Source organism: uncultured Tateyamaria sp., from assembly GCF_947488715.1.
GTDB lineage: Bacteria > Pseudomonadota > Alphaproteobacteria > Rhodobacterales > Rhodobacteraceae > Tateyamaria.
This window is the reverse complement of the sequence record NZ_CANLAG010000010.1, coordinates 22,456-48,348: the sequence shown is the minus strand read 5'-3', so window position 1 is coordinate 48,348 and position 25,893 is coordinate 22,456. Positions and strand designations below refer to the sequence as shown.

The following is a 25,893-nucleotide window of genomic DNA, read 5'->3' as shown; positions in this document are numbered from 1 at the left end:
ACTTGGTTTTTGCGTCTTAGCCCTGAAAGACGCAGATGCCAAGACCGAAATCTCAAAGAAAAACCGGAGCCGTGGGCAGCTCCGGTATCTTTGTGGCAATGAATGCGCTTACTCGCTGATAATGCCGAATGTGGGCAATGCGGCAGGCTGCACAGTCGGTTGGGCTGGTGCAAACCCGGATTGGTTGGTGCCGAGGCTCAGTGACGCCTTGCGCAGCAGTTCCGTGCGTTCTGGCTGACCGGGGGCGAACACTGTCGGCTGACCCTGATCCACAGCGCGCAGCCCTTCGGCATACCAAACACGTGCTGCGTCAACACGTTGGGACGTGCCAAACCCTTGCGCCAGATGGTGGCCCATCAACTCGCCATACACGTGCTGCCCCATCGCATAGAGCATCAAGGCAGAGCCGAGCGCGACATCCATGTCATCTGTCCGATACCCAACACCCATGCAAATCTGGGCCGTGCCCTGCAATTGCGCTGGTGACATGCCGGTTGTCAGAATGAACCCGGCCACGTCGCTCACGACTTCGCCCTGCGGTTTGAGCGCCAGCGCGGCAACGTGTTGCTGCATGGCGGGACCAAACTGTTTGCACTGGGTCGCGATCTGATCGCTTGTGAACCCTTGCACCTTCGAAATCATGTCCTCGCTCTTGGCGATGGCGTAGGTCCGGGCGAGGCAAAATTGTTCGTTCAACGCGACGTTTGGATCCGTCATGGCAGCCGCAGTCGTGAACCCGCCGTTCGAGTTGGTCAGCAACGACACCGTGTTGCAGTGCGATGCCAATGACTGTTGCGCCCCACCGCCAAGAAAGTTGGGCAAAGCCGTCGTTGCAGTTTCTGTCACCGTAGGCGCTATGGCCGGATTGACCGCCTGGGGTGCGGCCGCAATCACTGTTGTGGTCGTTGTGGTGCCGACTGCAGGTGCAGCAGGTTGAGGCGCCAGCACAATGGTCTGCGCCGGAGCTGCGGGTTGCCCGGCAAGTTCGGCACGGTAGTTTCTCAGCAGGCCACGCGTGCCTTCGGGATTGGCCGCGATCTGTTGCGTGACCGAGTAGCCACCGGCCTGTGCCCGGTTGTACGAACTGATGAGCAAGTTTTGCTCAAATGGGGTCAACGCGCCGGTCGAAGGATAGCCCAGATAAGCCTGGTAAGACGCAATCGCATTGCGCGAGCGCTTGCCCAATTGACCGTCGACCGAACCTGCATTGAACCCGAAATAGTTCAGCGATGCCTGTATCTCGCGCCCCTCCTGGGTCGATGGCAGGCGTGGTTTGTAGGTCTTCTTTGACGAATAGGAGCGCGTCGCCGCTTTCTTGCGCTGGTTCTGCTTGGTCGCAGCGTGTCCAACAAGCCCGCCGATGATCGCTCCGGCAACAAAATCGCCCGCATCTGCGCTGACGCGCGTCGCCGGGACAATTGCGACCGACATGGCAAGAACGGACGCAGCAATGGTCTTGGTCAGCATTAAATTCCCTCCAAAAAATATGAAAACAGCCTACCACCAACGCGAGATTCGCAAAGTCTCTAATTCCTTACCTTTGACTGGGCGCATGTTTGTGCGGTGGGCGGTTGAAAACCGTTCCGCCAGAGGTGATGTAAACGGCAACCCTTCGCATCCAGGACAAACCGATGACCGATACCGCCCCCGTCATTCAGATCGACATTGTGTCGGACGTCATGTGTCCATGGTGCATTGTTGGCTACCGGCAACTGGAACAGGCGCTGGCCAACACCGGTATGGGCGCGCGTGTGCGCTGGCATCCGTTCGAACTGAACCCGAATATGCCCGCCGAAGGCCAAAACCTGGCCGAGCATATCACCGAGAAATACGGTTCAACCGCCGAGCAATCGGCGCAAACGCGGGCGCATCTGACGGCTCTGGGGCAAAGCCTTGGCATCACCTTTGCGTTTTCGCCGGACAGCCGGATCGTCAACAGTTTCAAAGCCCATCAGCTTCTGGACTTTGCCCTGTCGCAAGGTGTGCAGCATCCGCTGAAACTGGCATTATTCGACGCCTACTTTGCCCACCAAAAGGACGTGTCCAAGGACGACGTGTTGCTTGATGTGGCCATCTCTGTCGGGCTGGACCGCGCCGCCGCCTCGCAGATATTGGACAGCGGAGAGTTGCAGGAAAGCGTGCGGGAAAAGCAGCAATTTTGGACGTCCCACGGCATCTCTGGCGTGCCGAGCATGGTGTTTGGCGGCAAATATCTGGTGACCGGCGCGCAGGGCGCCGACACCTATGCCGAGCTGTTGCAAAAGGTCGCCGCCGAAGAGGCGGCCTAGGCCATCGCCGCCTGCAAGGTTCGGCGGCTGCGCACACCGGCCCACACCAAACCGGCGATCCCCAGCGAAATGACCACGTAGCCCGCGTCTGGCATTTCCGGGAAAATCATCCGGTTGGTGGTGCGTCCGGGCAGAAAGTTGAACAACCCGGCAACACACAGCCCGCGCCAATACAGCGACCGCATCACGATCTGATGCATCGCGACCCGCCGCGCGAGGATGTGACGCATGCCTTCGTAGAGCGACCAAAGCGCAAAGAGCGACAACAGGTGGATCGGGCTGAACGGACCAATCACTGCAAAACTGTGAATGCCGAACGACGACAACGCAGTTATAGCCATCGCAATAACCCAGACATATCCCTGCACTTTGTGCCCCCTGCCCTTGCGCCGTCCATAAAGCGCGAATGGTCCCAACAGCAGCGCAAGGCATGCGGCACCAACATGCAACTGAACAATCGGGCTGGCATCCAAGAGAGGGAGCAAGGTCATGGTGTGGGTCTTTCCTGTTGCGGTTTCAATTGACCCTCAGCTAGACAAGCATCCACCGGCTATTCCATTGTGTTTGCGTGAAAAAGGGGCCTGCTTCGTGAATGACGGACAACCGCAATTCGCGCTTCGTGAATGGCGGACGCATATGGCGCATCCCGTGACACTGACCGCGTTGATCGGTGTGGGTTTGATCCTCGGGCTGGCTGGCCCTTTTGGCACGGACACCCGTTTGCGCTTTGCGCCGCGCGTTTTGTACTGGCTCGTAACCGTTGCTCTGACCTACGGCGTAGGCGCGTTCTGCGACCTCGCGCTGCGTGGCCTGTTGTCAAAGCGCCAAGTGTGGCTGCGCGTCCTGATCACAGCTGCGGTCAGCGGGATCGGCGTCGCCCTCGTTGTGGCGGCCATTAATTTCGTGGCGTTCGGTTGGATTCCCACTCTGGAATCGCTGCCCGGCTTTTTGGGGCCCGTCATTGCCATTGCCGCCATCGTGACTGCAGTTCTGACAATGATACGCCAACAGAACGCGCCACAAGTTGCCCCGCAAACGGCACTCGCTCCGGCGCAGATCCTCAAGCGTTTGCCCATCGACAAACGAGGACCTCTTGTGGCGCTTTCAGTCGAGGATCACTATGTCCGCATCCAGACCACCAAAGGCGAGGCGCTGGTGCTGATGCGGTTGTCAGATGCGATAAATGAGGTTGGCGACACCCTTGGCGCACAGGTACATCGGTCGCATTGGGCGGCATTTGATCAAGTCCGTGCCGCCACCCGCCTTGGTGATCGGGCGACGCTCACAATGACCAACGGCAACGACATCCCGGTTAGTCGCGCCAATGTGCCAACAGTCAAGGAGGCAGGGCTGCTGCCCTGACAGCCATGGTCGAATGGATAACGACACCGGGACTGACTGACTACCGCACTGCCGAAGCGTGGATGGAATCGCGCGCCAACGCCATTGCTGCGGGCGAAGCGGATGAATGTATCTGGCTGCTGGAACACCCGCCGCTCTATACCGCCGGCACATCTGCCAAACCTGCCGATCTGACGGACCCGGACCGATTTCCGGTCTTCGGCACACGGCGTGGTGGGCAGTACACCTATCATGGTCCTGGTCAGCGTGTGGCCTATACGCTCCTTGATGTCGGCAAACGCGGACATGACGTCCGGGCCTTTGTCAAAGACCTCGAGACCTGGGTGATCGAAACACTGGCCAGCTTCAACGTCCGGGGCGAGATTCGCGAGGGTCGCGTTGGGGTCTGGGTGGAACGACCGGAAAAGCCACCTCAACTGGATGGCTCACCCGCCGAAGACAAGATCGCAGCCATCGGTATCCGCTTGCGCAAATGGATCAGCTTTCATGGCCTGTCGATCAACGTCGAACCGGACCTGTCCCATTTTGAAGGCATTGTGCCATGCGGGATCAGCGACCATGGCGTCACGTCACTGGTCGACCTTGGACTGCCCGTTACAATGGACGACGTGGACGTGGCGCTCAAACAGAGCTTTGAGACCGTATTCGGGTCAGAAAGCCTGCTTTAGCCGATCATTCCCGCCAATGCGCGCGCCTCGTAGCCTTTCATGACCGGACGCACACAGCGGCTGGCACACATAAGAAGTTCCGGGAAGATCCGTGCAATTTCTGCCGCGACGGCTGCCTCATCGGAATCGCCGTATTCAACGGCTTCGGCATCTTCCTTGCTGAGGTGAAAGCTCTCTGTGGCGGCCCCTTCGGCATAGATGATCTCATGCCGGTCCATCAGGATATGGTAGTATGTCACCCGGGGCACCGGAGCACGGTAGATCAGATCGCCTCGCACGAGGTTGGCCGCACTGACCAACACTTCGTCCGCACCAAAGAGCATCTGAGCCCGCCAATCAGAGATCAACATGCGGTGCGCGGGCGATACGATCAGATCGCGGTCATTGTCCAAGGCGCCCGCAGAGATATGCACCGGGGCAAGGTCACCAGAGCCATCGACCGTACGGCGCAAAACAGCGCGCACCGGACGGTCACCGTTGTCATAGGTGCGCAGACGCATGCCCCGACGCAACGCTTCGACCGGCACAGGCCCATCAACCGTTTCGATCAAAGCGCCTTCGGTGAAACAGGCGACATTGGTGTTATCAAATGTCAGATCATTGGCACCCACGCCCGTCATGGTGATCGAGCCACCCAGCGCCGTGTTGTCCGAGAAGTCACCGACGGATTGGTTCAGAACACCGTCATCGGCAAGGTCCGAACGCAATTCGTGGATGTGCGAGTAGTACGCGCTCAGGTCGATGAAGTCGTTGTTGGTCTGATCATTGTCCGTGATCGACCCGCTGTTGCCAGCGTTGAAATCGGTGATGACGTCGTTGCCGTCGCCCGCGTTGAAAACATAGACGTCGTCCCCGGCACCACCGGTCAGGGTGTCGTCGCCCGTTCCGCCATTCAGCGTATCATCCGACGGTTCAATGCTTTCGACCACGAAGTTGTCGATGGCAAAGCTCTCGTTGTCCAAGGCCGAGTTCAGCGTGCTGCCGAACCCGATCTCCAACGCCGCCGGAGGGTTGTCGATGGTGATCGTCACGGCCATGATCGTGTCCACCGAGGACGAGATCGTCGATCCGGCAGCTGTCGAGGAATAGCCCAACTCGCCCGTTGCCGTATTGGCAAAGTCGAATGTGTAGGTTGCGCCGTCTGCGCCAACGAAACTCTGGCTCGCGGGTGCCGATGTGTCACCGGAGAGGTGCGAGAACCGCACTTCTTCACCATTTACGGTGATCACGAAATCCTCGCCGTCCCAACTGTCCAGCAGGAGGGCGTCAAAGTTCACTTCAACCTGATCTGCGTCCTCGCCCAGGTCGATGGTGCGTTGCGTGGCAATGATGCCATCGCCCGCGCCAAAACGGCCCAATGACGTGCCAAGGCTGGCGTCAGTCTCGGTCGAGCTGTCGGACCAGCCGTCTGTGCCACCTTCAAAATCGTCTTCGAAGAGGGTTGTGCGTTCTGATCCGCTGTCGCCCGTCAGGCTGTCGTCGCCTGCGCCGCCAAACAGGCTGTCAGAACCCGCACCACCGTTCAGAGTGTCGTTGTCGTCGCCGCCATAGAGTTCATCGGCACCGGAACCGCCATCCAGGCTGTCATTGCCAGCATCGCCAACCAGGGTATCTGTTCCGGACCCACCGTCCAGCGTGTCCGCACCACCATCACCGTCGACGAGGTCATTGCCACTGCCACCGGATACGCTGTCGTTGTCACCTTCGCCGAACAAGCTGTCGTTGCCACCGTCACCGGTGATCGTGTCGTCGCCTGCGCCACCAAAAATCTCATCGTCGCCTTCGACACCCGCAGGTGTGCCCGTGACCGAATACTCCGGCCCGGGCGGCAGCCCAATCATATCCGTGGTCAGCAGGTTTTCAGATACATTGCCCGTGTCCGGACCGCTGATCGTCGCGGCAAGCGTGTCGCCGCCACGGTTCTCCCAGTACCGGATCTGGATCGTGTATGTTTCATTCGGATCCAGCACCACATCGCCAAAGCGTGTCGTCGTTCCCTGGTGAAAGTCATTGTTCAGATAGTCCAGCATGCCGCCGGTCTGGTTGTTGAACTGAAGAGGATTGCCCTCAGAATCAAAGATTTGGATGGTTGAGCCGTCATCGGATGATGTGGTCAGGCGGTATGTCCCACCTGCCGCCACGTTCAGCGTGCTTGTATAGATGACGCCAAAGTCTTCGGGGTTGCCTGTGGTGCCACGCACCGTGTTGGTCAGCCCACCTTCGTTAAAGTCAGTGACATAGCCGGACCCTGTGCGCACACCGCTTTCGATGTCGAACGCCTGTCCGGCCGCAGAGGAAAAGTCAAAGTCGAACGTCTCAAAATGCCAGGCACCCTCAACCGGGCCGTCGCCGCTCAGGACGTCTGCCCCGGCTCCGCCGTTGATGGTGTCCGCACCAAACGCACCGGTCAGGGTGTCGGTGCCAGTTGTCCCGTTGATGACCTGATCACCCTCGGTGCCAGGATTGGTATTATCGTTCGTCGCCATGTGACTTCACTCGCTCCACAACGCTTTGCGCGCTTTCAGAGCCTGTTCATGACGGGAGAATCAGACGGTTCAGTGGACGAACCGTGCTCTCAAAGCCGCCAAATCAAGACCATTTTGTGAGATCACCCCCAATTTGGAAACGCGGCCCGGCAAACTGCATGGATCGTTTCGCTTCCGGAAACGGTTGCGGTTTATAGCCTGAGTGCAACACCGGAACTCAGGCAAAAGATGCAGAATGGTTCACACGCGACAATTCATCCCGGTTCCGATCACGATCTTCCATTGATGCGCGCGGGCCAAGACTTTAGAACCGCTCAAGAATCCGTGTGCGGACGGGAACCCCGTACGCGTTAACATCCCAAGCCAGGAGGCACCGCATGGCAGACGCAGCCATTCACGGGCACGAGCACGAAGACGATCGGGGCTTTTTCACCCGTTGGTTCATGTCCACAAACCACAAAGATATCGGTATTTTGTACCTGATCGTATCGGCCCTTGTCGGCTTTGTTTCGGTGGCTTTCACCGTTTACATGCGCCTCGAGCTGATGGATCCGGGCGTGCAATACATGTGTGCTGAAGGGGCCCGCCTCTTTGCATCCGACGACTACTGCACCCCGAACGGCCACCTCTGGAACGTTTTGATCACGGGCCACGGCATCCTTATGATGTTCTTCGTCGTGATCCCGGCGCTTTTTGGTGGTTTCGGCAACTACTTCATGCCGTTGCAGATTGGCGCGCCTGACATGGCGTTTCCTCGTATGAACAACCTGTCCTTCTGGCTCTATGTGGCCGGTACGACACTGGCGGTCTGCTCGGTGGTGGCACCGGGTGGCAACGGCCAGTGGGGTTCGGGCGTGGGCTGGGTGCTCTACCCGCCGCTGTCCACCAACGAGGCCGGTATGTCGATGGATCTCGCGATCTTCGCGGTGCACGTCTCGGGCGCCTCGTCGATCCTGGGTGCGATCAACATGATCACCACCTTCCTGAACATGCGTGCCCCCGGCATGACCCTGTTCAAGGTGCCGCTGTTCTCCTGGTCTATCTTTATCACATCGTGGCTGATCCTTTTGTCCCTGCCAGTTCTGGCGGGCGCGATCACCATGCTGCTGATGGACCGTAACTTTGGCTTTGCCTTCTTTGACCCTGCCGGTGGCGGTGACCCAGTGCTGTACCAGCACATCCTGTGGTTCTTTGGTCACCCAGAGGTGTACATCATCATCCTTCCCGGTTTCGGCATTATCAGCCACGTCATCGCCACGTTCAGCCGCAAGCCGGTCTTTGGCTACCTGCCGATGGTCTGGGCTCTGATCGCGATTGGTGTGCTGGGCTTTGTCGTGTGGGCGCACCACATGTACACGGTCGGCATGTCGCTGAACCAGCAGGCTTACTTCATGCTGGCCACGATGGTCATTGCGGTGCCCACAGGGGTCAAGGTCTTTAGCTGGATCGCCACCATGTGGGGCGGTTCGGTCGAGATGAAGACACCCATGCTGTGGGCCTTTGGCTTCCTGTTCCTGTTCACCGCGGGTGGCGTGACAGGCATCGTCCTCAGCCAGGCTGCCGTGGACCGCTACTATCACGACACATATTACGTGGTTGCGCACTTCCACTACGTGATGTCCTTGGGTGCCGTGTTCGCCATCTTTGCGGGGGTCTACTTCTACTTCCCCAAAATGACGGGCCGCATGTATCCCGAATGGGCAGGCAAGCTGCACTTCTGGGCCATGTTCATCGGTGCAAACATCACCTTCTTCCCCCAGCACTTCCTGGGCCGCCAAGGGATGCCACGCCGTTACATCGACTACCCCGAACAGTTCGCTTACTGGAATGAGTGGTCGTCCTGGGGTGCATTCCTGTCCTTCGCGTCGTTCCTGTTCTTCTTTGGTGTGATTGCCTATTCGCTGCTGCGCGGCGCCAAAGTAACCGAAAACAACCCATGGAACGAGTATGCGGACACGCTGGAATGGACACTGCCCAGCCCACCGCCAGAGCACACGTTCGAAATCCTGCCCAAGCAGGAAGACTGGGACAAACAGCCGGGCCACTAACGGCAAGGACTGATCTAAACCCAAAAAGGGCTCCGGTGGCGACCGGGGCCCTTTTTTCAAATCGGCAAAACGCGCAGGGCAGATGCTTCACACCCCGCTACTCGATACATTTTCAATCACCTGCATTCTGGTGCTGCTCGGATTGAGCGCGCTCATGTATCGACGCCACGTCTCCGCAACAAAGCACGCCTTCGCACTCGCCGGACTATGTAGGGCCGTGCTTGCGGCCTATATCGTGTCGGAAACGTTTACGCAGATCTCACCCACCGTCGAACGTCCGCCTTTTGCACTTGCAACGCGACCTCTCTCCGTAGTCGCCGAACTGACAGTCCCCCTCCTGATACTGCTCTGTCTCAGCGCCTGGCATGCGCTCACCAGCCGTTGGCTGGCAACGCCTCAACGCCTGCTCTCCTACTCAATGCACTGGATCATCATGTTTGGCTGGGTGGCCGTCAGCCTTCTGGAGCCTAACAACATCTTTGCCATGACAGGCACGCTGGCAGAGCTTCCACCAGAGGATTTTACAGCGCTCTTGCAGCAAAACACCGCCGCGATGCATTTCCATGAAAGGGCTGTTCTGGAGTATCTTGGGCTCACTGTCGCGCTCTTCGTTCTACCTCTGCTGGCCATCCTTCGCCGAACATCCTGATCCCCTTTGATCTAGCTGAACAAACTCCAGGGTTGCGGCCATGGCCGCAACAGAAATGCCGGAAAAACGGCAGCTCCACCTGCAGTGTTATGCAATATCACGCAACACATCCGGGCCATCTCCCGCCCAAGCCCCCAGCCAAACGCGCGAACCGCCGCCCACGCGCGCGCATAGGAGACAAAACACCTTCCGTGACCCGGTTCCCGCCTCATATGCCAGTTCCATAACCGCCTTGTGGACCGCGCTGCCCGAAAATTGCGACGCCAGGCCATACGCAGAAAGGAACCCGACATGTTGTCGACCAAACTCACATCCGCCGCACTTGCGGCCTCGCTCGCCCTCGTGCCCGCCACTCGCGTTGCGGCAGACAGCAAGGACTTTATCGCGGGCGCACTCTTGGGCGGCGTCGCCGGAGCGATCATCCAGAAAGAAGTGCGCAAGAAGAAAGCGCTGGAACAACAGCAGCAACAGCAATTGCGCGCCAGAACCCGCGCGCCTCAGGCGACTTATGCCCCGAAGCCGCGGAAATACGCACCGCGCAAAACGTACCGCCCCAGTATTCCAGCAACCTCCGAAGGCCGTGACATTCAATCCGCGCTGACCTATTTCGGGTTTGATGCTGGCACCGTCGATGGCCGCGTTGGCCCCAAGACGCGGTCGGCCATAACCGCCTATCAGCGCTACATGGGGTATGAAGGCACCGGGACGCTGACCAGCTTTCAAAGACACCTGCTCACATCTTCGTACCTGCGGGCAGAAGCCGGTGGCGCGACCACGCTGGGCCAGATTGCCGGTTTGCCTGACGGGACACGCGGATTGCTCAAGATCTACCGCGAAGACCTTGCATCTGGCACCACTCAGCAACGCACGCTGTCGCAGGTACCGTCGGCGGCATACACCGATCTGTAACGGGCACAGTTGACGCCCCCGCGACACCCTGTCCTTCGACATGTCGGGCGGGGTGCCTATACTTCGCCTATGCCTTATCGTTGGACCACAGAACCAGATGAACAGGTGCAAGAGCTGCGGCTCTGGCCGCACAATTCGCTGCCCCAGCACGGTATGGCCGCCTTTGTTCTTGCGACTTTTACGCTGATCCTGATCCCGGCCCTCCCCCTCTTGGGAAGTGTTGTGTTGTGGGGGTTGTTGCCGTTTCTGATGCTCGCGGTGTGGGGGGTCTATTTTGCTCTGCGTCGCAACAGACGCGCGCGCCAGATCATTGAGGTGCTGACACTGGATGACGACGAAACCCACCTGACACGCACCGAAGCCAACGGCGACGTGCAAACGTGGGATTGCAACCGCTATTGGACGCAGGTGACCAAGCACGAAGACAAAGGGCCCGTGCCGAATTACATCACGCTCAAAGGCAAAGGGCGCGAAGTCGAAATCGGTGCGTTTCTCAGTGAGGAGGAACGCCTGGCCCTGTTCGACGATCTGCAACGCGCGCTGCGGCGCCCGAACAGTGCGGCCTAAATCAGCGCAACATCCGGACTGACACACCGGACGTTACGAGGCGCAGAGGCGATCCTTGACCATCGGACCAACGGTGCCGAAATCCATCTGGCCGGTATATTTGGATTTGAGAACGCCCATCACCTTGCCCATGTCACGGATGCTGTCAGCGCCAACCTCGGCAATTGCGGCGTCCACGGCTTTGGCCCGCGCGCTGTCGTCCAGTTGTTGCGGCAGAAACTCTTCGATCACTTTGATCTCTGCCAACTCACGCTCGGCCAGGTCGAGCCGCCCGCCCTCTTCGTAAGTGCGGGCACTTTCCAACCGCTGTTTCGACATCTTTCCAAGGATACCAAGGACTTCGGCCTCACCTACGCCGTCATCTTCGCCAGCGGCGCGGGCATCAATATCCTTGTCCTTGATCGCGGCATTGATGAGCCGCAGTGTCGACAGACGCTCCGCATCCTTGTCTTTCATGGCCTGCTTGAGAGCGGCCGAAATCTTGGCGCGTAAATCCATTTTTGATGTCCATCCCCATGGGCACGTGTTGAACTTGGGACCATACTGAAAACCAATACGCGAGGCAACCCGGCTAAAATCACCTAACTGATTGTAAATATTGGGAAAGTCAAAATTCCGATCCGGCTTGACCACAGGGGCGCGCCACACTAGTTTCCGCGCAATTTGCCGCCCGTCATCACCGTTTCCTCCGCTGCCAAAGGTCCGCCCATGAACGCTGCCGCCTCCCCCACACCGACCGCCTGCCTCGCTTTGGCCGATGGCACCTTGTTTTTTGGACACGGGTTTGGCGCCACAGGCCAGACAGAGGCAGAGCTGTGTTTCAACACGGCGATGACCGGGTACCAAGAGATTATGACCGATCCGTCCTATGCCGGTCAGGTCGTCACCTTTACCTTTCCCCATATCGGCAATGTTGGCGTGAACCCCGAAGATGATGAAACTGGTGATCCGGTGGCGTCCGGCATGGTGGTCAAGTGGATGCCAACCGATCCTTCGAACTGGCGCGCTACGGAACATCTGTCGGGATGGCTGGCAGCACGCGGGCGGATTGCAATTGGTGGTGTGGACACGCGGCGGCTGACTCGTGCAATCCGCCAAGCGGGCGCGCCGCATGTGGCGCTGGCGCACAATCCGGATGGCATATTCGACACCGACGCATTGGTTGCAGCAGCACGGGGCTTTGCCGGCCTCGAAGGTATGGACCTGGCCAAGGAAGTGACGTGCGCGCAGTCCTACCGCTGGGACGAAATGCGGTGGGCATGGCCCGAAGGCTACGCCCCGCAAACAGCGGCCAAGCACAAGGTTGTGGCGATAGACTACGGTGCAAAACGCAACATTTTGCGCTGTCTTGCCTCGGCTGGCTGTGACGTGACCGTCCTGCCCGCAACCGCTACCGCAGAAGAGGTCATGGCACATGCGCCTGATGGCGTGTTCCTGTCCAATGGTCCCGGCGATCCCGCGGCAACCGGTGCATATGCAGTGCCGACGATTCAGGACATTCTGGGGCGCGACGTTCCCGTGTTTGGCATTTGTCTTGGCCACCAGATGTTGGCGCTGGCCTTGGGTGCCAAGACGATCAAGATGAACCACGGCCACCACGGCGCCAACCACCCGGTCAAGGATCTAGAGACCGGCAAGGTTGAAATCACCTCGATGAACCATGGTTTTGCCGTCGACGCACAAACTTTGCCCGACGGAGTGGTCGAAACCCACACATCGCTGTTTGATGGGTCCAATTGCGGCATCCGCGTTCAGAACAAGCCTGTCTATTCGGTACAATACCACCCTGAGGCAAGCCCCGGCCCGCAAGACAGCTACTACCTGTTTGAACGGTTCGCAGCCGCAATGGATGCCCGCTCGGGTTGAAATTACCCGAAAGCTGAACAACCTTAACGCTTCGTTAACTGGACACTTCCAAGGTGGTTCCGATCTATTTGTTCGGACCCCCTGATGAGCGATCCGCTACTGCGTCTTTCTTCACCCCGCCCTGTGCAGCGGCGGGCGCGCCCCTCATTGCCTGTGGGGCGGCAATTGGTGAATGCAGGGTTGATCACTCAGGCCACGCTGCTCGACGCACTGGCAAAGCAACACCAGTTCAATGCGCCGTTGGGGGAAATCCTTGTCGCGGATCAGCATGTGGCCCGTACCGATGTGCTGGATGCGCTCGCGGTGCAGTACGATGCCGATCGCGTGGACTTGACCCTGGATCCCCCCAGCCCGCTGATGGCACGGGCGCTTCCTGCGCGGCTTTGCCAACGCTTTGGTGTGGTGCCGTGGCGTTGGTTCGGAACAACGTTGCTGGTGGCCACGACACGGCCCGACCGGATGGATGACTTGCGCACAGCCATGGCCGGCAAGTCCATGGACATCCTGCCTGTGCTCGCCGATCAGGACCAAATCAATACGTCCATTGGCAAACTTCATGGCGCTGAACTGGCCCACCGTGCCGTCACACAGCTACCGGACGCGCTCAGCTGTCGGACGTGGTCGCCCAAGGCCGCTTTGGGCATGGGGACCATTGTTCTGGCCCTTGCGCTCTTGTGCGCGGCCATCGTCGCCTTCCCGCTCTGGGTCGCAACGCTTCTCATTGGATGGGGCGTTCTTACGCTGGCCATGACCACCACGCTCAAGGCTTTGGCGCTCATCACCCTGATGACAGACCGCGTCCCGGCCCAGCAAGAACCCCTGCCCAAAGCGCCCACAGGCCGGTTGCCCCGCGTGTCCGTCATGGTGCCTTTGTTCAAGGAAGAACGGATCGCGGAGGCGCTGATTGCGCGCCTGTCACGTCTGACGTACCCCAAGGCGCTGCTTGAGGTCGTGCTTGTCCTCGAAGCCAAGGACAGTGTCACGCGCGCCACTTTGGCCCGTACCGATTTGCCGCGATGGATGCGTGTGATCGAGGTGCCGGACGATGGCACCATCACCACAAAACCGCGCGCTCTGAACTACGCCTTGGACTTTTGCAACGGCGACATCATTGGCGTCTGGGATGCCGAAGACGCCCCCGAAACTGACCAACTGGAGAAAGTGGCCGCGCATTTTGCCCAAGCGGCACCGGACGTGGCGTGCCTGCAAGGCATCTTGGATTACTACAACTCGCGCCACAACTGGATCGCCCGCTGTTTCACCATTGAGTATGCAAGCTGGTGGCGACTGGTCTTGCCGGGGGTCGCCAAGATGGGATTGGTGCTACCGTTGGGCGGAACCACCCTGTTTTTCCGGCGGACCATCCTTGAGGAGTTGGGCGGCTGGGACGCGCACAACGTCACCGAGGACGCCGATTTGGGCATCCGATTGGCGCGCAACGGCTACCGCACCGAATTGATCCCGACCGCCACCTTCGAAGAGGCCAACGCCCGCGCCTGGCCATGGGTCAAGCAACGGTCCCGTTGGCTCAAAGGGTATTTGATCACGTATTTTGTCCACATGCGCAGCCCGCGCGCCCTGCTTGCCGACCTCGGATGGAAGCGTTTCCTGGGGCTTCAGGCCATGTTTCTGGCCACGTTCTCGCAGTTTGCCGCCCTGCCCCTGCTCTGGAGCTTTTGGCTCCCCACCTTTGGGTTGCCGCACCCGGTGACGGCCACCTTGGGGTCATCCATCGTATGGCCGCTGGCCTTTTTCTTTATCGCGACGGAGTTGCTGAACATTTTCATCGGTGTCTTGGCCACGTCCGATCGCGACCGGCGCCACCTGATCCCATGGGTCCTGACGATGCCGCTGTACTTCCCACTGGGCGCTCTTGCGAGCTACAAGGCGTTGTACGAACTGGTGACTGCGCCGTTCTATTGGGACAAGACCCAACATGGCACGGCCCAGACCTAGCCGTCTTCTTTGCGGGCCTCGGCGTCTTGCTTGAGGCGCGTCATGAACGCCACCGAGATATGATCGCGCAACGCGGTGCCCGCCTCGGCTTCGTCCTTGGCCTCAATGGCGCGAACAATGGCGTCATGTTCGCTTTGCGCGATACTTGTCCTACCAACAGCCGCCAAGGACGTGGTCGCCATCAGCGCCATGGTACGATGCACAAGGTCAAGCTGTTGCACCAGATACCGGTTGTGCGACGCAAGATGGATTTGTTGATGGAAACGGCGGTTCGCGCGCGCCATCGCCACGGGGTCCCCGATCAGTGCATTGTCCTCTTCGACCATGTCGCGCAGGATACGCACTTCTTCGGATGTCGCATGCCGCGCCGCCAGAGAGGCAGCCAAGCCTTCCAACTCGCGCCGCACCACGTAAAGCTCGGACATCTGGTTATGGTCCAGCGACGCCACGATCAGGCTGCGACCATCACGCGACAAAAGCGATTGTGTTTCCAGACGCTGCAATGCTTCGCGCACGGGTGTGCGCGACACGCCGAACCGGTCCGCCAGCTCACTTTCGACCAACCGGTCACCCGGCCGATACGTTCCGATGTCGATAGCCTCTAGGATCATCGAATAGGCATCTGTGTTGTTAGGGCGTGGGACAGGCATGCGGGCCTCGCAAGTCGTTGAATTATATTACTCTAGGGCGGGCCGCGCCGGACACGCAACCCCAGCCGCTTGCACCGCGCGCACAGCACGCCTAAGCAGTGGGCATGTCAGCCGATGATTTTGCACATGTCCGCGCCTGGGTGTTTGATCTGGACAACACGCTTTACCACCCTTCTGCGCGCCTCTTTGACCAGATCGAAGCCCGCATGACCGCCTATGTCGTGGCTACGCTGGGCGTTTCCCCAGCCGAGGCAGACCGCCTGCGCAGTCAGTACTGGCGCGAACACGGAACGACCCTTGCGGGATTGATGCGCGAACATGATCTAGATCCCCTGCCCTATCTCGAGGACGTGCATGACATCTCGATGGATCACCTTGTCCCCGATCCTGAACTCGCGTCCCACATCCGCGACCTGCCCGGCCGGCGTATTGTCTATACCAACGGTTGCGCGCCCTATGCCGAACGCGTGCTGGCCGCGCGTGGCCTCTCTGGACTGTTTGACGCCGTGTACGGTGTGGAACATGCGGATTTCCATCCCAAGCCGGATCAGGCGGCCTTTGACCGTGTGTTTGGTCGCGACGGCATCGACACGACGGTCGCGGCCATGTTCGAGGACGAGCCCCGCAACCTCGCCGTTCCACACGCCATGGGCATGAAAACCGTGCATGTCGCCGAAACCTCGAAGCCTGCGGATCACATCCACTATCACACCGATGACCTGACCCAGTTTCTGGCGACGCTGTCGGGGTAGGACAGGATGCCGCCTTGGCCGCGGCGCAACATGCCATAAGTTGACGGTCAAACGGAGGGTTCCATGTCAGAGATCACATCCTGCGATATTCTCGTGTCCGGCGGCGGCATTGCCGGTTTGACCGCAGCGGCCGCATTTGGGACCGCTGGTTTTTCGGTCATCTGCGTCGATCCCACGCCCCCCATTGTGGATCAAGACACGGATGGTGCCGACATGCGCACCACCGCCATGCTGCAACCAGCACGCACATTGCTGGAGGCGGCGGGGCTCTGGGATCAACTGTCACCGTATGCAGCGCCGCTCGAAGTAATGCAGATCGTCGATGCGGGCGGTCAGGATGGCACCGCGCGGGAAATCAAGGCGTTCCGTGCGTCGGACGTGTCCGATTTGCCCTTTGGGTGGAACCTGCCGAACTGGCGTTTGCGCCGCGCAATGGTCGACCGCCTGAATGCCCTGCCAAACGTCGACTTTCGCCCCGGCGTCGCAACGCGCAGCCTTCTAGGGCGCACCGCAGAGGCCCGCGTTGGCCTCACGGACGGCAGCCGCGTGTCCGCCCGCCTTGTGATTGCTGCGGATGGGCGCGCCTCGCCGATGCGCACAGCGGCAGGCATCGATGTCACCACACGGCGCTATGGTCAAAAGGCGCTGGCCTTTGCCGTCACCCACCCGATCCCCCACGAAAACGTCTCAACCGAGGTGCATCAAACCGGCGGGCCGTTTACCCTTGTGCCTCTGCCAGACCGCGACGGCATACCCTGTTCGGCTGTGGTCTGGATGGACGATGGCCCGAAATCTGTGCGGCGAATGTCTGCCGACCCTGTCGATTTCGAGGACGAGATGAGCACCCGCAGTTGCCACATCCTCGGCCCTTTGAAACTGGCATCGCGCCGGACGATCTGGCCCATCATCAGCCAGATCGCATCACAATTGACTGGAACCCGCCTCGCCTTGATCGCTGAGGCGGCGCATGTCGTGCCACCCATCGGCGCGCAAGGGCTGAACATGTCTCTCGCCGACACCAGCACCTTGCTGGCCCTCGCGACCGCCCAACCGGACAAGCTCGGCGATGACGCAATGCTGGCCGCGTACCAAACGGCCAGATACGCCGACATTCGCAGGCGCGTCACCGGGGTGGACCTGCTCAACCGCGCCAGCCAGGCGACATCCGTGTTTGCACGCGACGCCCGTGCGTTTGGTTTGAACGCGCTGCACCAGGTCACGCCGGTGCGCAAAACCCTGATGCAATTGGGACTGGGTACCCGTCGTGCCGGTTAAGGCACGCACGTTAGGCTACAGAACCTGATCCACCACGCGGGTCAGGCGCGCAACCGTCGAGTCAACGTCATACAACTTGTCCAAACCAAACAGCCCGATGCGGAAGGTCCGGAAATCAGCAGGCTCGTCGCATTGCAGCGGCACGCCAGCCGCAATTTGCATGCCTTGCGCGGCAAACTTCTTGCCGGTCTGCACATCCGGATCCGCCGTATAGCTGACCACAACCCCCGGCGCGCCAAACCCTTCGGCCGCAACAGACGTCACGCCTTTGGCCGCCAACATCGCGCGCACCGCATCGCCAAGCGCCCATTGCGCGGTCTTCAGCTTGTCAAACCCATAGGCCTGCGTCTCGCGCATCGTATCGCGGAAATCACGCAGCGCATCCGTGGGCATCGTCGCATGGTAGGCATGACCGCCGTTTTCATAGGCACCCATAATCTGGTGCCATTTCTTGAGGTCTATGGCAAAGCTGTCAGAGGTGGTGTCTTCCAAACGCGCAACGGCCCGCTCGGACATCATCACCAGACCGGCACAAGGCGAGGCACTCCAACCCTTTTGCGGCGCTGAAATAAGGACATCCACGCCGAGCGTTCGCATATCAATCCATGCACAACCCGACGCGATGCAGTCCAGCACCATCAACGCACCTACCTCATGGGCGGCGGTCGCCATCGCAGCAATATAGTCGTCGGGCAGGATGACCCCGGCACTCGTCTCGACATGAGGCGCGAAAACGACGTCTGGTTTCTCCGATTGTATTGACGCCACGACTTCGTCGATGGGCGCTGGCGTGAACGGTGATGGCGATGCATTGCCCGTCTGCCGCGCCTTGAGAACCGTGGTGCTGGCCGTCAGCCCGCCGGTTTCAAAAATCTGACTCCACCGGTATGAAAACCACCCGTTGCGAACGACCAAGACATCCGCACCGCGACCAAACTGGCGCGCCACGGCCTCCATCCCAAAGGTGCCGCCACCCGGAACCACCACAACCGCGTCGGCTGCGTAGACGTCCTTGAGCATGGATGAAATGTCGTTCATCACCCCCTGAAAGGCAGTGCTCATGTGGTTGAGCGACCGGTCCGTGAAAACGACCGAGAACTCTTCGAGACCCTGCGGATCTACAGTATCAAGCAATGCGGGCATGTCGGTGTCCTTTCCTGTTTGGTTTGGACATAGCGCCTGCGCGCGCCCACGACAAAGCCTATCACAGTATACTTTCGCCGCGATGCGGCAGCGCGTGACGCCAATGGGAACAGTTTTCAGCCGATGGGACCCGGACGGCGCTCTTCGCTCAGCAATACGTTGGCTTCAACCTCACCCGCCCCCGGCAATGTCATGATCCGGCGCCGCAACACGCGCTCAAAGTCCGGCAAATCCCGTGCCACAACACGCAACCGGTAATCATACAGCCCCAGGACATGTTCAACCGTCTGCACCTCTGGAATGGCAGAAACCGCGCGTTCGAAGTCTTCGAGGCTCACGCGCCCTTTGGTGGCCAGTTTGACGCCTAAAAACACCGTAACGCCAAAACCCAGCGCCTCCGCGTTCAGTCGCAGACGTTGTCCACCGATCACGCCTGCATCGCGCAAGCGTTTGATGCGACGCCACGCGGCAGGTTGTGACAAACCACATGCCCGGCCAATGGCCCCTGCCCCTTGGCTTGCGTCCTCTGCCAGCAATCGCAAAATTGCGAAATCCACCTCATCCAATGACATCATAGGGGCAATGCCGGATCGCTCTTGATGCGCGCCACATGCATCAGCGCCTCGATGTCCGCGATATGCGGCAACGTCAGAATGCGGCTGCGATAGAGGTGCTGATAGTGGGACATGTCCCGCGCAATCACCGACAGACGCACATCGACACGGCCCAAAAACGTCTGGATCTCGATCACCTCGGGAACCTCTCGCGCCCCCGCAATGAAATCGTCAAAGGCGCGGCCCTGCGTCTTGTCCAGCGTCACGCGCAACGACACCTCCACCGCGTAACCCAATGCCGCCCAATCGATCACCGCCTGCACACCGCGCACCACTCCCGCCGCACGCAGTTTGCTCTGCCGCCGCGCCAACTGTCCCGGACTGACCCGCGCCCGCTCTGCCAGCTCTGCTGGCCCAAGCGACGGGTCCGCTTGCCATTGCCGCAGAATGCGTCGATCGACCTCATCAAGCATGATTTTCCCAAAATTTCTGATTTAGGTGAATGATAAACCTTTCATTGTTCCAAAAATATGTAAATGGCAACGCTGAAAACGGCCCAAACCCGTCGTATAACGCCGCCCAGACACAAACCCCGGAGGAAACACCATGCGCGTGTATTACGACCGCGATTGCGACATCAACCTGATCAAAGACATGAACGTGGCCATCCTGGGCTACGGCAGCCAGGGCCACGCCCATGCACTGAACCTGCGTGACAGCGGTGCGAAAAACGTGGTCGTCGCCCTGCGCGAAGGCTCGCCTTCGATTGCCAAAGCCGAAGGCGAAGGCCTGAAAACCATGGGCATCGCCGAAGCCGCCGCTTGGGCCGACCTGATCATGTTCACCATGCCCGATGAATTGCAGGCCGAAACCTACAAGAAATACGTGCACGACAACATCCGCGAAGGTGCTGCGATTGCCTTTGCCCACGGCCTGAACGTGCACTTCGGCCTGATCGAACCCAAACCCGGCATCGACGTTGTGATGATGGCGCCCAAAGGCCCTGGCCACACCGTGCGTGGCGAATATGTCAAAGGCGGCGGCGTGCCCTGCCTCGTGGCCGTGGACAATGACGCATCCGGCAAAGCGCTGGAAATCGGCCTGTCCTACTGCTCCGCCATCGGCGGCGGTCGCTCCGGCATCATCGAAACCAACTTCCGCGAAGAATGCGAAACCGATCTCTTCGGCGAACAGGCCGTGCTCTGCGGTGGCCTCGTGGAACTGATCCGCATGGGCTTCGAGACGCTGGTCGAGGCAGGCTACGCCCCCGAGATGGCCTATTTCGAATGCCTGCACGAGGTGAAGCTGATCGTGGACCTGATCTACGAAGGCGGCATCGCCAACATGAACTACTCGATCTCGAACACAGCCGAGTATGGCGAATACGTCTCCGGCCCGCGCGTCCTGCCCTACGACGAAACCAAGGCCCGCATGAAAGCGATCCTGACGGACATCCAAACAGGCAAGTTCGTGCGCGACTTCATGGCGGAAAACCAGGTGGGTCAGCCGTTCTTCAAAGGCACCCGTCGCATCAACGACGAGCACCAGATCGAAGCCACGGGCGAAACCCTGCGCGGCATGATGCCGTGGATTTCCGCAGGCAAAATGGTCGACAAGGCCAAGAACTAAAGTCTGTAGGCTGCGCTTTCACGGCGCGCCTTCCCTCAGGCGCCCTTCGGGGCGCCTGTTTTGTTTCGCAGCGGCCGCATACCGCTGGCCCAGCACGAAATCCCAGCCTGTATCGTAGTTGCCGCGCTTGTCTGCCGCCTCATCGCCCCAGACCTCCCAACCGCTATGGGTCAGCGTCACGCGGGAACCCCCGTCCGGCAGGTCGTCAAACACGACATCCACACGCGTCGGGTTGTCCGCATTGTTACCCGGATGCCAGGTCATCGCCAATTTGCGGCCCACCTCAAACTCCAGGACCTCGCCCCAATCCGTGCGGGTGCCGTCATACATCGTCTCGTAGACCGCCCCGCCCACCTTTGGCTCGATCGTCACGGCCAATGCCGCCTTGCCTGCCGCGGCAGAGGCCGCATGTCCGTCCAGCGGCCACCAGGCCGCGATACGATTGACAAATATATCAAAGGCTTGCGCAGCATCACACGGCAGGTCGAGCGTTTTGATGATTGGGTCAGTCATGGCGTTGCCCTTCCGTATTTTGAACTTCGGCGGCAAATCCTGCCATCACATCGTCCCAGAATTGATCAAGATACGCGCGCAGATCGGCGATCCCCGCCGCGCGAACGGAATAGATGCGGCGCGTGCCCTCGGCGCGTACCTCTACCAGGCCTGCGTCAGACAGAACCTTTAGGTGTTGCGACACCGCCGGTCGGCTGACCGGCAAACCCTGCGCGATTTCAGAGACAGAACTCGGCTTGCGCGCAATGCTTTCGAACACCCTCCGGCGGGTTGGATCCGACAATGCCGTGAGCGATTCTCTGTAAGTCATTACTTACGGTAAGTCAGCATTTACACAAAGTCAAACCGTGGGAAACGCCTCGTCGAATGCGACCTGGCCTGTGGCGGACATGATCACCGCACGGCTTTTGGGGTCACGCCGCAACCAACCGCTGTCTTCCATCCGGGTCAACATCGCGCGCCCGAGGCTGCCTGCCAGATGATTGCGCCGCTCGGACCAATCAAGGCACGTGCGGCACAGCTTGGTCCGCCCGGCCCTCAACCCATTGATATCAATTCCGAACTCACCCACAAACGTGACCCCCAGCGGCGTCAGCGTCACGTCTTCGCCCTGTTCCACCAGAACGCCTTGGGCCAACAGGCTGCGATACATCTGCACCCCCAAGCGCCCCGCCAGGTGGTTGTAACAGACCCGCGCTGTCTGCATCTGCGCATCGCGGGGGCCCGTGCGCACGCGCGTTGCCCCGCGCCGCGCTGCAAGGCCCATCAGCGCCTCCAGCACCTCTGCCACATCCGCGCCTGCAAGCTGAAAGTACTTGTGCCGCCCCTGCTTGCGCGGGCTCAACAACTCTGCGTCCACCAGTTTCGACAAATGCCCGCTGGCCGTGGACAGGCTCACGCCCGCCTCTTCAGCCAGTTCGGAGGCTGTCAGCGCCCGGCCATCCATCAGCGCCGTCAAGATGTTCGCCCGCGCCGGATCGCCGATCAGCGACGCGATGTGGGATATGTCAGGACCTTCTTTCATAGTTTGATCATAACCGAAGCATTCCCGCATCGCCAAGTGCTATTCATCGCCCATCACGAAAGGAACACCCATGCTCACCTGCATCATCCAATACCAGATCGACCCGACCAAACGCGCGGCCTTTGCCGAATACGGCGCCCGCTGGGGCCAGTGCATCCCCCGCTGCGGCGCGGACCTCGTGGGATATTTCGCACCCCACGAAGGATCATCCACCCTGGCCTACGGCATCTATCACATTGAAAACCTTGCCGCTTACGAAGCTTACCGCGCCCGCCTCGCCGCTGACCCGCTGGGGCAAGAGAATTACCTGTTTGCACAATCCGAGAAATTCATTCTCAAAGAAGACCGGACATGGCTCAGGAACGTGTCCACCCCCAAGGGAGACACCGCATGATCGCCGTCATCTTCGAAGTCTGGCCCAAGGACGGCCACCGTACGCCCTATCTCAATCGCGCGGCGGCGCTGAAACACCATCTCGCGGACATTCCCGGCTTTATCTCGGTCGAACGTTTTGAGTCGCTGATGGAGCCGGGCAAGCTTTTGTCCCTGTCGTTTTGGGAGGACGAGGCCGCGCTGGAACATTGGCGCAAGCTGCCGGAACACCGCGATGCTCAGGGCGCGGGCCGCGACATCCACTTTGACAATTACCGGCTGCGCGTGGCGGGTGTGATCCGCGACTATGGCATGACCGAGCGGGATCAGGCCCCGGCGGACAGCAAGGCCTTGCATGACTGCTAACCCCGAAATCACGTGGTCCAGTTGGGCCATGGTTGCCACGCTGGGCCTGACCTGGGGTGGCACATTTCTGGTGACAGAAATCGCGCTGACCGGCATCACGCCATTCTGGCTGGCTGCCGGTCGGATCGGGTTCGCCGCAGTTTTGATGATCGTCATCTGGCGCGCGCTAGGCCTACGCCTGTTTTCCGAACAGGCTTCGCGCAGCACCCTGCTTGCCGTCATCGCCATCGGCGGGTTCAGCACGGCAATCCCCTTCATGCTGCTGGCTTGGGGTCAGCAATATGTCACGGGCGGGTTTGCGGGGGTGTCCATGGCCTCCGTCGCGCTGATCGTGCTGCCCCTGTCGCATTTCTTAGTCCCCGGAGAGCGGATGACCTGGCGACGCACGCTGGGGTTCGTGATTGGCTTTGTCGGAGTGTGCATTCTGATCGGTGGGCAGGCCTTTGAAAGCTCCGGCGCATCACTGGAAACCGCGGGGCGGCTGGCCTGTGTCTCCGCTGCATGTTGCTACGGCATCAGTTCGGTGTTGATGCGCCGCCTGCCTGCAGTGGATCCTATCGGCCTCTCCACCGTCCTGCTGCTGATCGCCGCCATCATCACCATCCCGCTGGCCATCATCATCGAAGGGCCGCCGCCGCGCCCTGATACCCAAACCCTTGTGGTGATTGCCTTTCTCGGCCTGATCCCCACTGCAGCTGCCAATATGCTGCGCGTTCTGGTAATCCGCAGTGCGGGGCCCGTATTCATGTCACTGACGAATTATCAGGTGCCGTTGTGGTCAGTGCTGCTGGGCGCGTGGTTCCTGTCGGAACCCCTGCAGCCCAGCCTTTTGCTGGCGATGAGCCTGATCCTCGCCGGTGTCGGGCTTAGCCAATATGGTGCGCTGCGACGGCTGTTCCGCCGCAGCGACACGCCTTAGTACTTGCCCAGCTTCATGCGGGTTTTGTCCAGCACCTTGCCATTGGCATCGACGGCCTTGACCACGGCCTCGTAATTGTTGCCGCGCCCGCCGGAACAGGGCGGCAGGTAACCTGGCGAGGCATAGTTGCCGGTGCTCTTGGCGGCCGCGATCACTTGAACGCCTTTGGGCATCCGCGTGGACATGCCCGGCACAGCAGGGAAATTGCCCGATGTGCCGTTGACCGCATATCCGATTGTCCCGTGACCGCCATTGCGCGACAGCGGCTTATAGCTCTTGTCATTGTACTCGACGATCAACCAAACGGCACCGGCTGGAATGCCCGTGGCCTGAAACGGCGGGGTTGATCCCTTGCCACCATCAAGGACGCAGTTCTGGCCCGCTGGCACTTTCTTGCCGTCCCAAGGCGACGAAACCTTGGCCTTCAGATCGGCAAATGCGGCGCCCGCGCTCAGGGCAAGAACGGACAGAGATAGGGAAAGGATTTTCATTGGAAACACTCGGGTTAGGATAAGACCCCCCAACCCTACAAGCCCTGAGTGTGGATGCGTCAAGAAGAAACTGCGGCCTCCACGGCCTGAACCACGTGGTCAACGCTCGCATTCAATACGGATTCGTCTTCACTTTCAGCCATGACACGGATCAAAGGTTCGGTGCCGGACTTGCGGATCAGCAAACGACCGTTGCCGTTCAACTGCCCCTCGGCATCGGCGATGGCCGCCTTGACGCTGTCCATGTCCAGCGGGGCCTGCCCTGCGGCAAACCGCACGTTCTTGAGCAATTGCGGCACCGGATCAAAGACGTGCAAAACCTCGCTCGCCTTCTTGCCTGACTGAACCAACGCCGCGAGGAACTGCAAGCCCGCCATCAGACCGTCACCCGTGGTCGCATAGTCCGTCATCACGATGTGACCTGACTGCTCTCCCCCAAGGTTAAAGCCGCCGGACCGCATCCGCTCCACGACATAGCGATCTCCGACGCCCGTACGTTCCAACCGCACGCCCTGCCCTTGCAGGTATCGCTCAAGGCCGAGGTTTGACATGACCGTCGCCACCAAAGCCCCGCCTTTCAGGCGCCCTTCAGCAGCCCAGCGACCCGCCATCAGCCCCATGAACTGATCTCCGTCGCCCACACGACCCTTTTCATCCAGCAGGATCACCCGGTCCGCGTCGCCGTCCAGACAGATCCCCACATCCGCGCCATGGGCCACCACCGCCTCAGCAGCCGTTTGCGGGTGCATCGACCCGCAGCCATCGTTGATATTGTGACCGTTCGGGGACACACCAACCGGAATGACAGTCGCCCCCAATTCCCACAGCGCTTCAGGCGCGACCTTGTAGGCAGCCCCATTGGCACAGTCGATGACGACCTTCAGGCCGTCCAGACGCATCTGCCGGGGAAAGGATGACTTGACCCGTTCGACATAGCGATACCGCCCGTCATAAACGTGTTTGGCGCGACCGATGTCACCGGCAGGCACCGGCTCAACGCCATCTGCAACCAATTTCTCAATCTCGGCCTCAGCCGCATCACTCAGCTTGAAACCGTCTGGGCCGAAGAATTTGATGCCGTTGTCATGGGCATGGTTGTGGCTGGCCGAGATCATCACACCCAGGTCCGCCCGCATGGACCGGGTCAAAAGCCCAACGGCAGGCGTCGGCACAGGGCTGAGCAACAGAACATTCATGCCCGTACTGGTCAGGCCCGCGGTCAGCGCGTTCTCGAACATATAGCCGGACAGACGCGTGTCCTTGCCGATCACCACGCGGTGCACGCTATCGCCGTCGCGACGAAAGTATCGCCCAACGGCGGCACCAATCCGCAACGCCATCTCTGCTGTCATGGGGGATGTGTTGGCCGTGCCGCGCACGCCGTCGGTACCGAAAAGCTTGGTCAT

Annotated in this window: 28 protein-coding genes; 15 read left to right on the top strand and 13 right to left on the bottom strand. The window is 60.1% G+C overall.

The window, feature by feature from the left end:
• Positions 1-108 precede the first annotated feature (108 nt).
• Positions 109-1,467 (bottom strand): peptidoglycan-binding domain-containing protein, encoded by a 1,359-nt coding sequence (locus tag Q0936_RS18210; protein WP_299297477.1) that lies wholly within the window; start codon positions 1,465-1,467, stop codon positions 109-111.
• A gap of 164 nt (positions 1,468-1,631) precedes the next feature.
• On the opposite strand from Q0936_RS18210, the gene Q0936_RS18205 reads away from it, so the two are divergent.
• Positions 1,632-2,288: a DsbA family oxidoreductase gene (locus tag Q0936_RS18205; protein WP_299297478.1), complete on the top strand. Its 657-nt coding sequence runs from the start codon at positions 1,632-1,634 to the stop codon at positions 2,286-2,288.
• On the opposite strand, the gene Q0936_RS18200 is transcribed toward Q0936_RS18205, so the two are convergent.
• The gene (locus Q0936_RS18200) at positions 2,285-2,779 is read right to left on the bottom strand and encodes a DUF2306 domain-containing protein (RefSeq protein ID WP_299297479.1); all 495 of its coding nucleotides are present in this window, start codon (positions 2,777-2,779) and stop codon (positions 2,285-2,287) included. The genes Q0936_RS18205 and Q0936_RS18200 overlap by 4 nt on opposite strands.
• Positions 2,780-2,876: 97 nt before the next feature.
• On the opposite strand from Q0936_RS18200, the gene Q0936_RS18195 reads away from it, so the two are divergent.
• Both Q0936_RS18195 and lipB read left to right on the top strand, forming a co-directional pair.
• Positions 2,877-3,650: a LytTR family DNA-binding domain-containing protein gene (locus Q0936_RS18195; protein ID WP_299297480.1), complete on the top strand. Its 774-nt coding sequence runs from the start codon at positions 2,877-2,879 to the stop codon at positions 3,648-3,650.
• A gap of 5 nt (positions 3,651-3,655) precedes the next feature.
• Positions 3,656-4,318 (top strand): lipoyl(octanoyl) transferase LipB, encoded by a 663-nt coding sequence (gene lipB / locus Q0936_RS18190; protein WP_299297481.1) that lies wholly within the window; start codon positions 3,656-3,658, stop codon positions 4,316-4,318.
• Here lipB and Q0936_RS18185 read toward each other — a convergent pair.
• Positions 4,315-6,804: a Hint domain-containing protein gene (locus Q0936_RS18185; RefSeq protein ID WP_299297482.1), complete on the bottom strand. Its 2,490-nt coding sequence runs from the start codon at positions 6,802-6,804 to the stop codon at positions 4,315-4,317. The genes lipB and Q0936_RS18185 overlap by 4 nt on opposite strands.
• Positions 6,805-7,181: 377 nt before the next feature.
• On the opposite strand from Q0936_RS18185, the gene ctaD reads away from it, so the two are divergent.
• The 4 genes from ctaD (at position 7,182) to Q0936_RS18165 (ending at position 10,977) form a co-directional block, all read left to right on the top strand.
• Entirely contained in the window at positions 7,182-8,852 is a 1,671-nt protein-coding gene (ctaD, locus tag Q0936_RS18180) for a cytochrome c oxidase subunit I (protein WP_299297483.1), read from the top strand.
• Between the two features lie 82 nt (positions 8,853-8,934).
• Entirely contained in the window at positions 8,935-9,501 is a 567-nt protein-coding gene (locus Q0936_RS18175) for a hypothetical protein (protein WP_299297484.1), read from the top strand.
• Positions 9,502-9,792: 291 nt separating this feature from the next.
• Positions 9,793-10,410, top strand: coding sequence for a peptidoglycan-binding domain-containing protein (locus Q0936_RS18170; RefSeq protein WP_299297485.1), 618 nt, complete (start codon positions 9,793-9,795; stop codon positions 10,408-10,410).
• Positions 10,411-10,479: 69 nt separating this feature from the next.
• Positions 10,480-10,977: a DUF2244 domain-containing protein gene (locus tag Q0936_RS18165; protein ID WP_299297486.1), complete on the top strand. Its 498-nt coding sequence runs from the start codon at positions 10,480-10,482 to the stop codon at positions 10,975-10,977.
• 33 nt (positions 10,978-11,010) lie between these two features.
• Here the strand turns inward: Q0936_RS18165 and Q0936_RS18160 are convergent, their stop codons facing one another.
• Positions 11,011-11,475, bottom strand: coding sequence for a GatB/YqeY domain-containing protein (locus Q0936_RS18160; RefSeq protein WP_299146263.1), 465 nt, complete (start codon positions 11,473-11,475; stop codon positions 11,011-11,013).
• 210 nt (positions 11,476-11,685) lie between these two features.
• Between Q0936_RS18160 and carA the strand changes: the two genes are divergently transcribed.
• Positions 11,686-12,843 carry a glutamine-hydrolyzing carbamoyl-phosphate synthase small subunit gene (carA, locus tag Q0936_RS18155; protein WP_299297487.1) on the top strand — a complete coding sequence of 386 codons (1,158 nt, stop codon included), beginning with the start codon at positions 11,686-11,688 and terminating at the stop codon, positions 12,841-12,843.
• Positions 12,844-12,927: 84 nt separating this feature from the next.
• Complete coding sequence (locus tag Q0936_RS18150) at positions 12,928-14,799, top strand: glycosyltransferase (RefSeq protein WP_299297488.1); 1,872 nt, start codon at positions 12,928-12,930, stop codon at positions 14,797-14,799.
• Here the strand turns inward: Q0936_RS18150 and Q0936_RS18145 are convergent.
• On the bottom strand, positions 14,796-15,449 hold the full coding sequence (locus Q0936_RS18145; RefSeq protein WP_299146260.1) for a GntR family transcriptional regulator: 654 nt from the start codon (positions 15,447-15,449) through the stop codon (positions 14,796-14,798). The genes Q0936_RS18150 and Q0936_RS18145 overlap by 4 nt on opposite strands.
• Before the next feature lie 104 nt (positions 15,450-15,553).
• Between Q0936_RS18145 and Q0936_RS18140 the strand changes: the two genes are divergently transcribed.
• Both Q0936_RS18140 and Q0936_RS18135 read left to right on the top strand, forming a co-directional pair.
• The gene (locus Q0936_RS18140) at positions 15,554-16,201 is read left to right on the top strand and encodes a pyrimidine 5'-nucleotidase (protein ID WP_299297489.1); all 648 of its coding nucleotides are present in this window, start codon (positions 15,554-15,556) and stop codon (positions 16,199-16,201) included.
• Positions 16,202-16,264: 63 nt separating this feature from the next.
• On the top strand, positions 16,265-17,476 hold the full coding sequence (locus tag Q0936_RS18135; RefSeq protein ID WP_299297490.1) for a UbiH/UbiF family hydroxylase: 1,212 nt from the start codon (positions 16,265-16,267) through the stop codon (positions 17,474-17,476).
• A gap of 15 nt (positions 17,477-17,491) precedes the next feature.
• Here Q0936_RS18135 and Q0936_RS18130 read toward each other — a convergent pair whose 3' ends face one another.
• The 3 genes from Q0936_RS18130 to Q0936_RS18120 all read right to left on the bottom strand — a co-directional run bounded on the left by Q0936_RS18130 (position 17,492) and on the right by Q0936_RS18120 (position 19,646).
• Positions 17,492-18,619, bottom strand: a complete 1,128-nt coding sequence (locus Q0936_RS18130; protein WP_299146257.1) for an aminotransferase class V-fold PLP-dependent enzyme — start codon at positions 18,617-18,619, stop codon at positions 17,492-17,494.
• A 116-nt stretch (positions 18,620-18,735) separates the two neighbouring features.
• On the bottom strand, positions 18,736-19,194 hold the full coding sequence (locus Q0936_RS18125) for an Lrp/AsnC family transcriptional regulator (protein WP_299297491.1): 459 nt from the start codon (positions 19,192-19,194) through the stop codon (positions 18,736-18,738).
• Positions 19,191-19,646: an Lrp/AsnC family transcriptional regulator gene (locus Q0936_RS18120; protein WP_299146255.1), complete on the bottom strand. Its 456-nt coding sequence runs from the start codon at positions 19,644-19,646 to the stop codon at positions 19,191-19,193. The genes Q0936_RS18125 and Q0936_RS18120 overlap by 4 nt, the downstream gene beginning before the upstream one ends.
• Before the next feature lie 133 nt (positions 19,647-19,779).
• Between Q0936_RS18120 and ilvC the strand changes: the two genes are divergently transcribed.
• Positions 19,780-20,802, top strand: a complete 1,023-nt coding sequence (ilvC, locus tag Q0936_RS18115) for a ketol-acid reductoisomerase (protein WP_299146254.1) — start codon at positions 19,780-19,782, stop codon at positions 20,800-20,802.
• Between the two features lie 18 nt (positions 20,803-20,820).
• Here ilvC and Q0936_RS18110 read toward each other — a convergent pair whose 3' ends face one another.
• From Q0936_RS18110 to Q0936_RS18100, 3 genes are read right to left on the bottom strand one after another with little or no spacing between them, the layout of a single operon-like run.
• A complete protein-coding gene (locus Q0936_RS18110) occupies positions 20,821-21,315 on the bottom strand; it encodes an SRPBCC domain-containing protein (RefSeq protein WP_299297492.1) in 495 nt (164 codons plus the stop codon).
• Complete coding sequence (locus tag Q0936_RS18105) at positions 21,308-21,625, bottom strand: metalloregulator ArsR/SmtB family transcription factor (protein WP_299297493.1); 318 nt, start codon at positions 21,623-21,625, stop codon at positions 21,308-21,310. Before Q0936_RS18105 ends, Q0936_RS18110 begins: the two co-directional genes overlap by 8 nt.
• Positions 21,626-21,655: 30 nt before the next feature.
• Positions 21,656-22,339, bottom strand: a complete 684-nt coding sequence (locus Q0936_RS18100; RefSeq protein ID WP_299297494.1) for a winged helix-turn-helix domain-containing protein — start codon at positions 22,337-22,339, stop codon at positions 21,656-21,658.
• A gap of 70 nt (positions 22,340-22,409) precedes the next feature.
• On the opposite strand from Q0936_RS18100, the gene Q0936_RS18095 reads away from it, so the two are divergent.
• From Q0936_RS18095 to Q0936_RS18085, 3 genes are read left to right on the top strand one after another with little or no spacing between them, the layout of a single operon-like run.
• Positions 22,410-22,733 (top strand): NIPSNAP family protein, encoded by a 324-nt coding sequence (locus Q0936_RS18095; RefSeq protein WP_299297495.1) that lies wholly within the window; start codon positions 22,410-22,412, stop codon positions 22,731-22,733.
• Positions 22,730-23,077: an antibiotic biosynthesis monooxygenase gene (locus Q0936_RS18090; RefSeq protein ID WP_299297496.1), complete on the top strand. Its 348-nt coding sequence runs from the start codon at positions 22,730-22,732 to the stop codon at positions 23,075-23,077. The genes Q0936_RS18095 and Q0936_RS18090 overlap by 4 nt, the downstream gene beginning before the upstream one ends.
• A complete protein-coding gene (locus Q0936_RS18085) occupies positions 23,067-23,996 on the top strand; it encodes a DMT family transporter (protein WP_299297497.1) in 930 nt (309 codons plus the stop codon). Before Q0936_RS18090 ends, Q0936_RS18085 begins: the two co-directional genes overlap by 11 nt.
• Here the strand turns inward: Q0936_RS18085 and Q0936_RS18080 are convergent.
• On the bottom strand, positions 23,993-24,487 hold the full coding sequence (locus tag Q0936_RS18080; protein WP_299297498.1) for a hypothetical protein: 495 nt from the start codon (positions 24,485-24,487) through the stop codon (positions 23,993-23,995). The genes Q0936_RS18085 and Q0936_RS18080 overlap by 4 nt on opposite strands.
• Positions 24,488-24,546: 59 nt before the next feature.
• Positions 24,547-25,893: a phosphoglucosamine mutase gene (gene glmM / locus Q0936_RS18075; protein ID WP_299297499.1), complete on the bottom strand. Its 1,347-nt coding sequence runs from the start codon at positions 25,891-25,893 to the stop codon at positions 24,547-24,549.

Coding starts and splice junctions, on each gene's coding strand:
- Q0936_RS18120 (WP_299146255.1), bottom strand. CDS start 19,646: ATGCTTGATGAGGTCGATCGACGCATTCTGCGGCAATGGCAAGCGGAC.
- Q0936_RS18200 (WP_299297479.1), bottom strand. CDS start 2,779: ATGACCTTGCTCCCTCTCTTGGATGCCAGCCCGATTGTTCAGTTGCAT.
- Q0936_RS18135 (WP_299297490.1), top strand. CDS start 16,265: ATGTCAGAGATCACATCCTGCGATATTCTCGTGTCCGGCGGCGGCATT.
- ilvC (WP_299146254.1), top strand. CDS start 19,780: ATGCGCGTGTATTACGACCGCGATTGCGACATCAACCTGATCAAAGAC.
- Q0936_RS18165 (WP_299297486.1), top strand. CDS start 10,480: ATGCCTTATCGTTGGACCACAGAACCAGATGAACAGGTGCAAGAGCTG.
- Q0936_RS18095 (WP_299297495.1), top strand. CDS start 22,410: ATGCTCACCTGCATCATCCAATACCAGATCGACCCGACCAAACGCGCG.
- ctaD (WP_299297483.1), top strand. CDS start 7,182: ATGGCAGACGCAGCCATTCACGGGCACGAGCACGAAGACGATCGGGGC.
- Q0936_RS18160 (WP_299146263.1), bottom strand. CDS start 11,475: ATGGATTTACGCGCCAAGATTTCGGCCGCTCTCAAGCAGGCCATGAAA.
- Q0936_RS18140 (WP_299297489.1), top strand. CDS start 15,554: ATGTCAGCCGATGATTTTGCACATGTCCGCGCCTGGGTGTTTGATCTG.
- Q0936_RS18085 (WP_299297497.1), top strand. CDS start 23,067: ATGACTGCTAACCCCGAAATCACGTGGTCCAGTTGGGCCATGGTTGCC.
- Q0936_RS18150 (WP_299297488.1), top strand. CDS start 12,928: ATGAGCGATCCGCTACTGCGTCTTTCTTCACCCCGCCCTGTGCAGCGG.
- Q0936_RS18080 (WP_299297498.1), bottom strand. CDS start 24,487: ATGAAAATCCTTTCCCTATCTCTGTCCGTTCTTGCCCTGAGCGCGGGC.
- Q0936_RS18170 (WP_299297485.1), top strand. CDS start 9,793: ATGTTGTCGACCAAACTCACATCCGCCGCACTTGCGGCCTCGCTCGCC.
- Q0936_RS18105 (WP_299297493.1), bottom strand. CDS start 21,625: ATGACTTACAGAGAATCGCTCACGGCATTGTCGGATCCAACCCGCCGG.
- Q0936_RS18205 (WP_299297478.1), top strand. CDS start 1,632: ATGACCGATACCGCCCCCGTCATTCAGATCGACATTGTGTCGGACGTC.
- lipB (WP_299297481.1), top strand. CDS start 3,656: ATGGTCGAATGGATAACGACACCGGGACTGACTGACTACCGCACTGCC.
- Q0936_RS18145 (WP_299146260.1), bottom strand. CDS start 15,449: ATGCCTGTCCCACGCCCTAACAACACAGATGCCTATTCGATGATCCTA.
- Q0936_RS18210 (WP_299297477.1), bottom strand. CDS start 1,467: ATGCTGACCAAGACCATTGCTGCGTCCGTTCTTGCCATGTCGGTCGCA.
- Q0936_RS18090 (WP_299297496.1), top strand. CDS start 22,730: ATGATCGCCGTCATCTTCGAAGTCTGGCCCAAGGACGGCCACCGTACG.
- Q0936_RS18110 (WP_299297492.1), bottom strand. CDS start 21,315: ATGACTGACCCAATCATCAAAACGCTCGACCTGCCGTGTGATGCTGCG.
- Q0936_RS18130 (WP_299146257.1), bottom strand. CDS start 18,619: ATGCCCGCATTGCTTGATACTGTAGATCCGCAGGGTCTCGAAGAGTTC.
- Q0936_RS18125 (WP_299297491.1), bottom strand. CDS start 19,194: ATGATGTCATTGGATGAGGTGGATTTCGCAATTTTGCGATTGCTGGCA.
- carA (WP_299297487.1), top strand. CDS start 11,686: ATGAACGCTGCCGCCTCCCCCACACCGACCGCCTGCCTCGCTTTGGCC.
- Q0936_RS18100 (WP_299297494.1), bottom strand. CDS start 22,339: ATGAAAGAAGGTCCTGACATATCCCACATCGCGTCGCTGATCGGCGAT.
- Q0936_RS18175 (WP_299297484.1), top strand. CDS start 8,935: ATGCTTCACACCCCGCTACTCGATACATTTTCAATCACCTGCATTCTG.
- glmM (WP_299297499.1), bottom strand. CDS start 25,893: ATGACCAAGCTTTTCGGTACCGACGGCGTGCGCGGCACGGCCAACACA.
- Q0936_RS18185 (WP_299297482.1), bottom strand. CDS start 6,804: ATGGCGACGAACGATAATACCAATCCTGGCACCGAGGGTGATCAGGTC.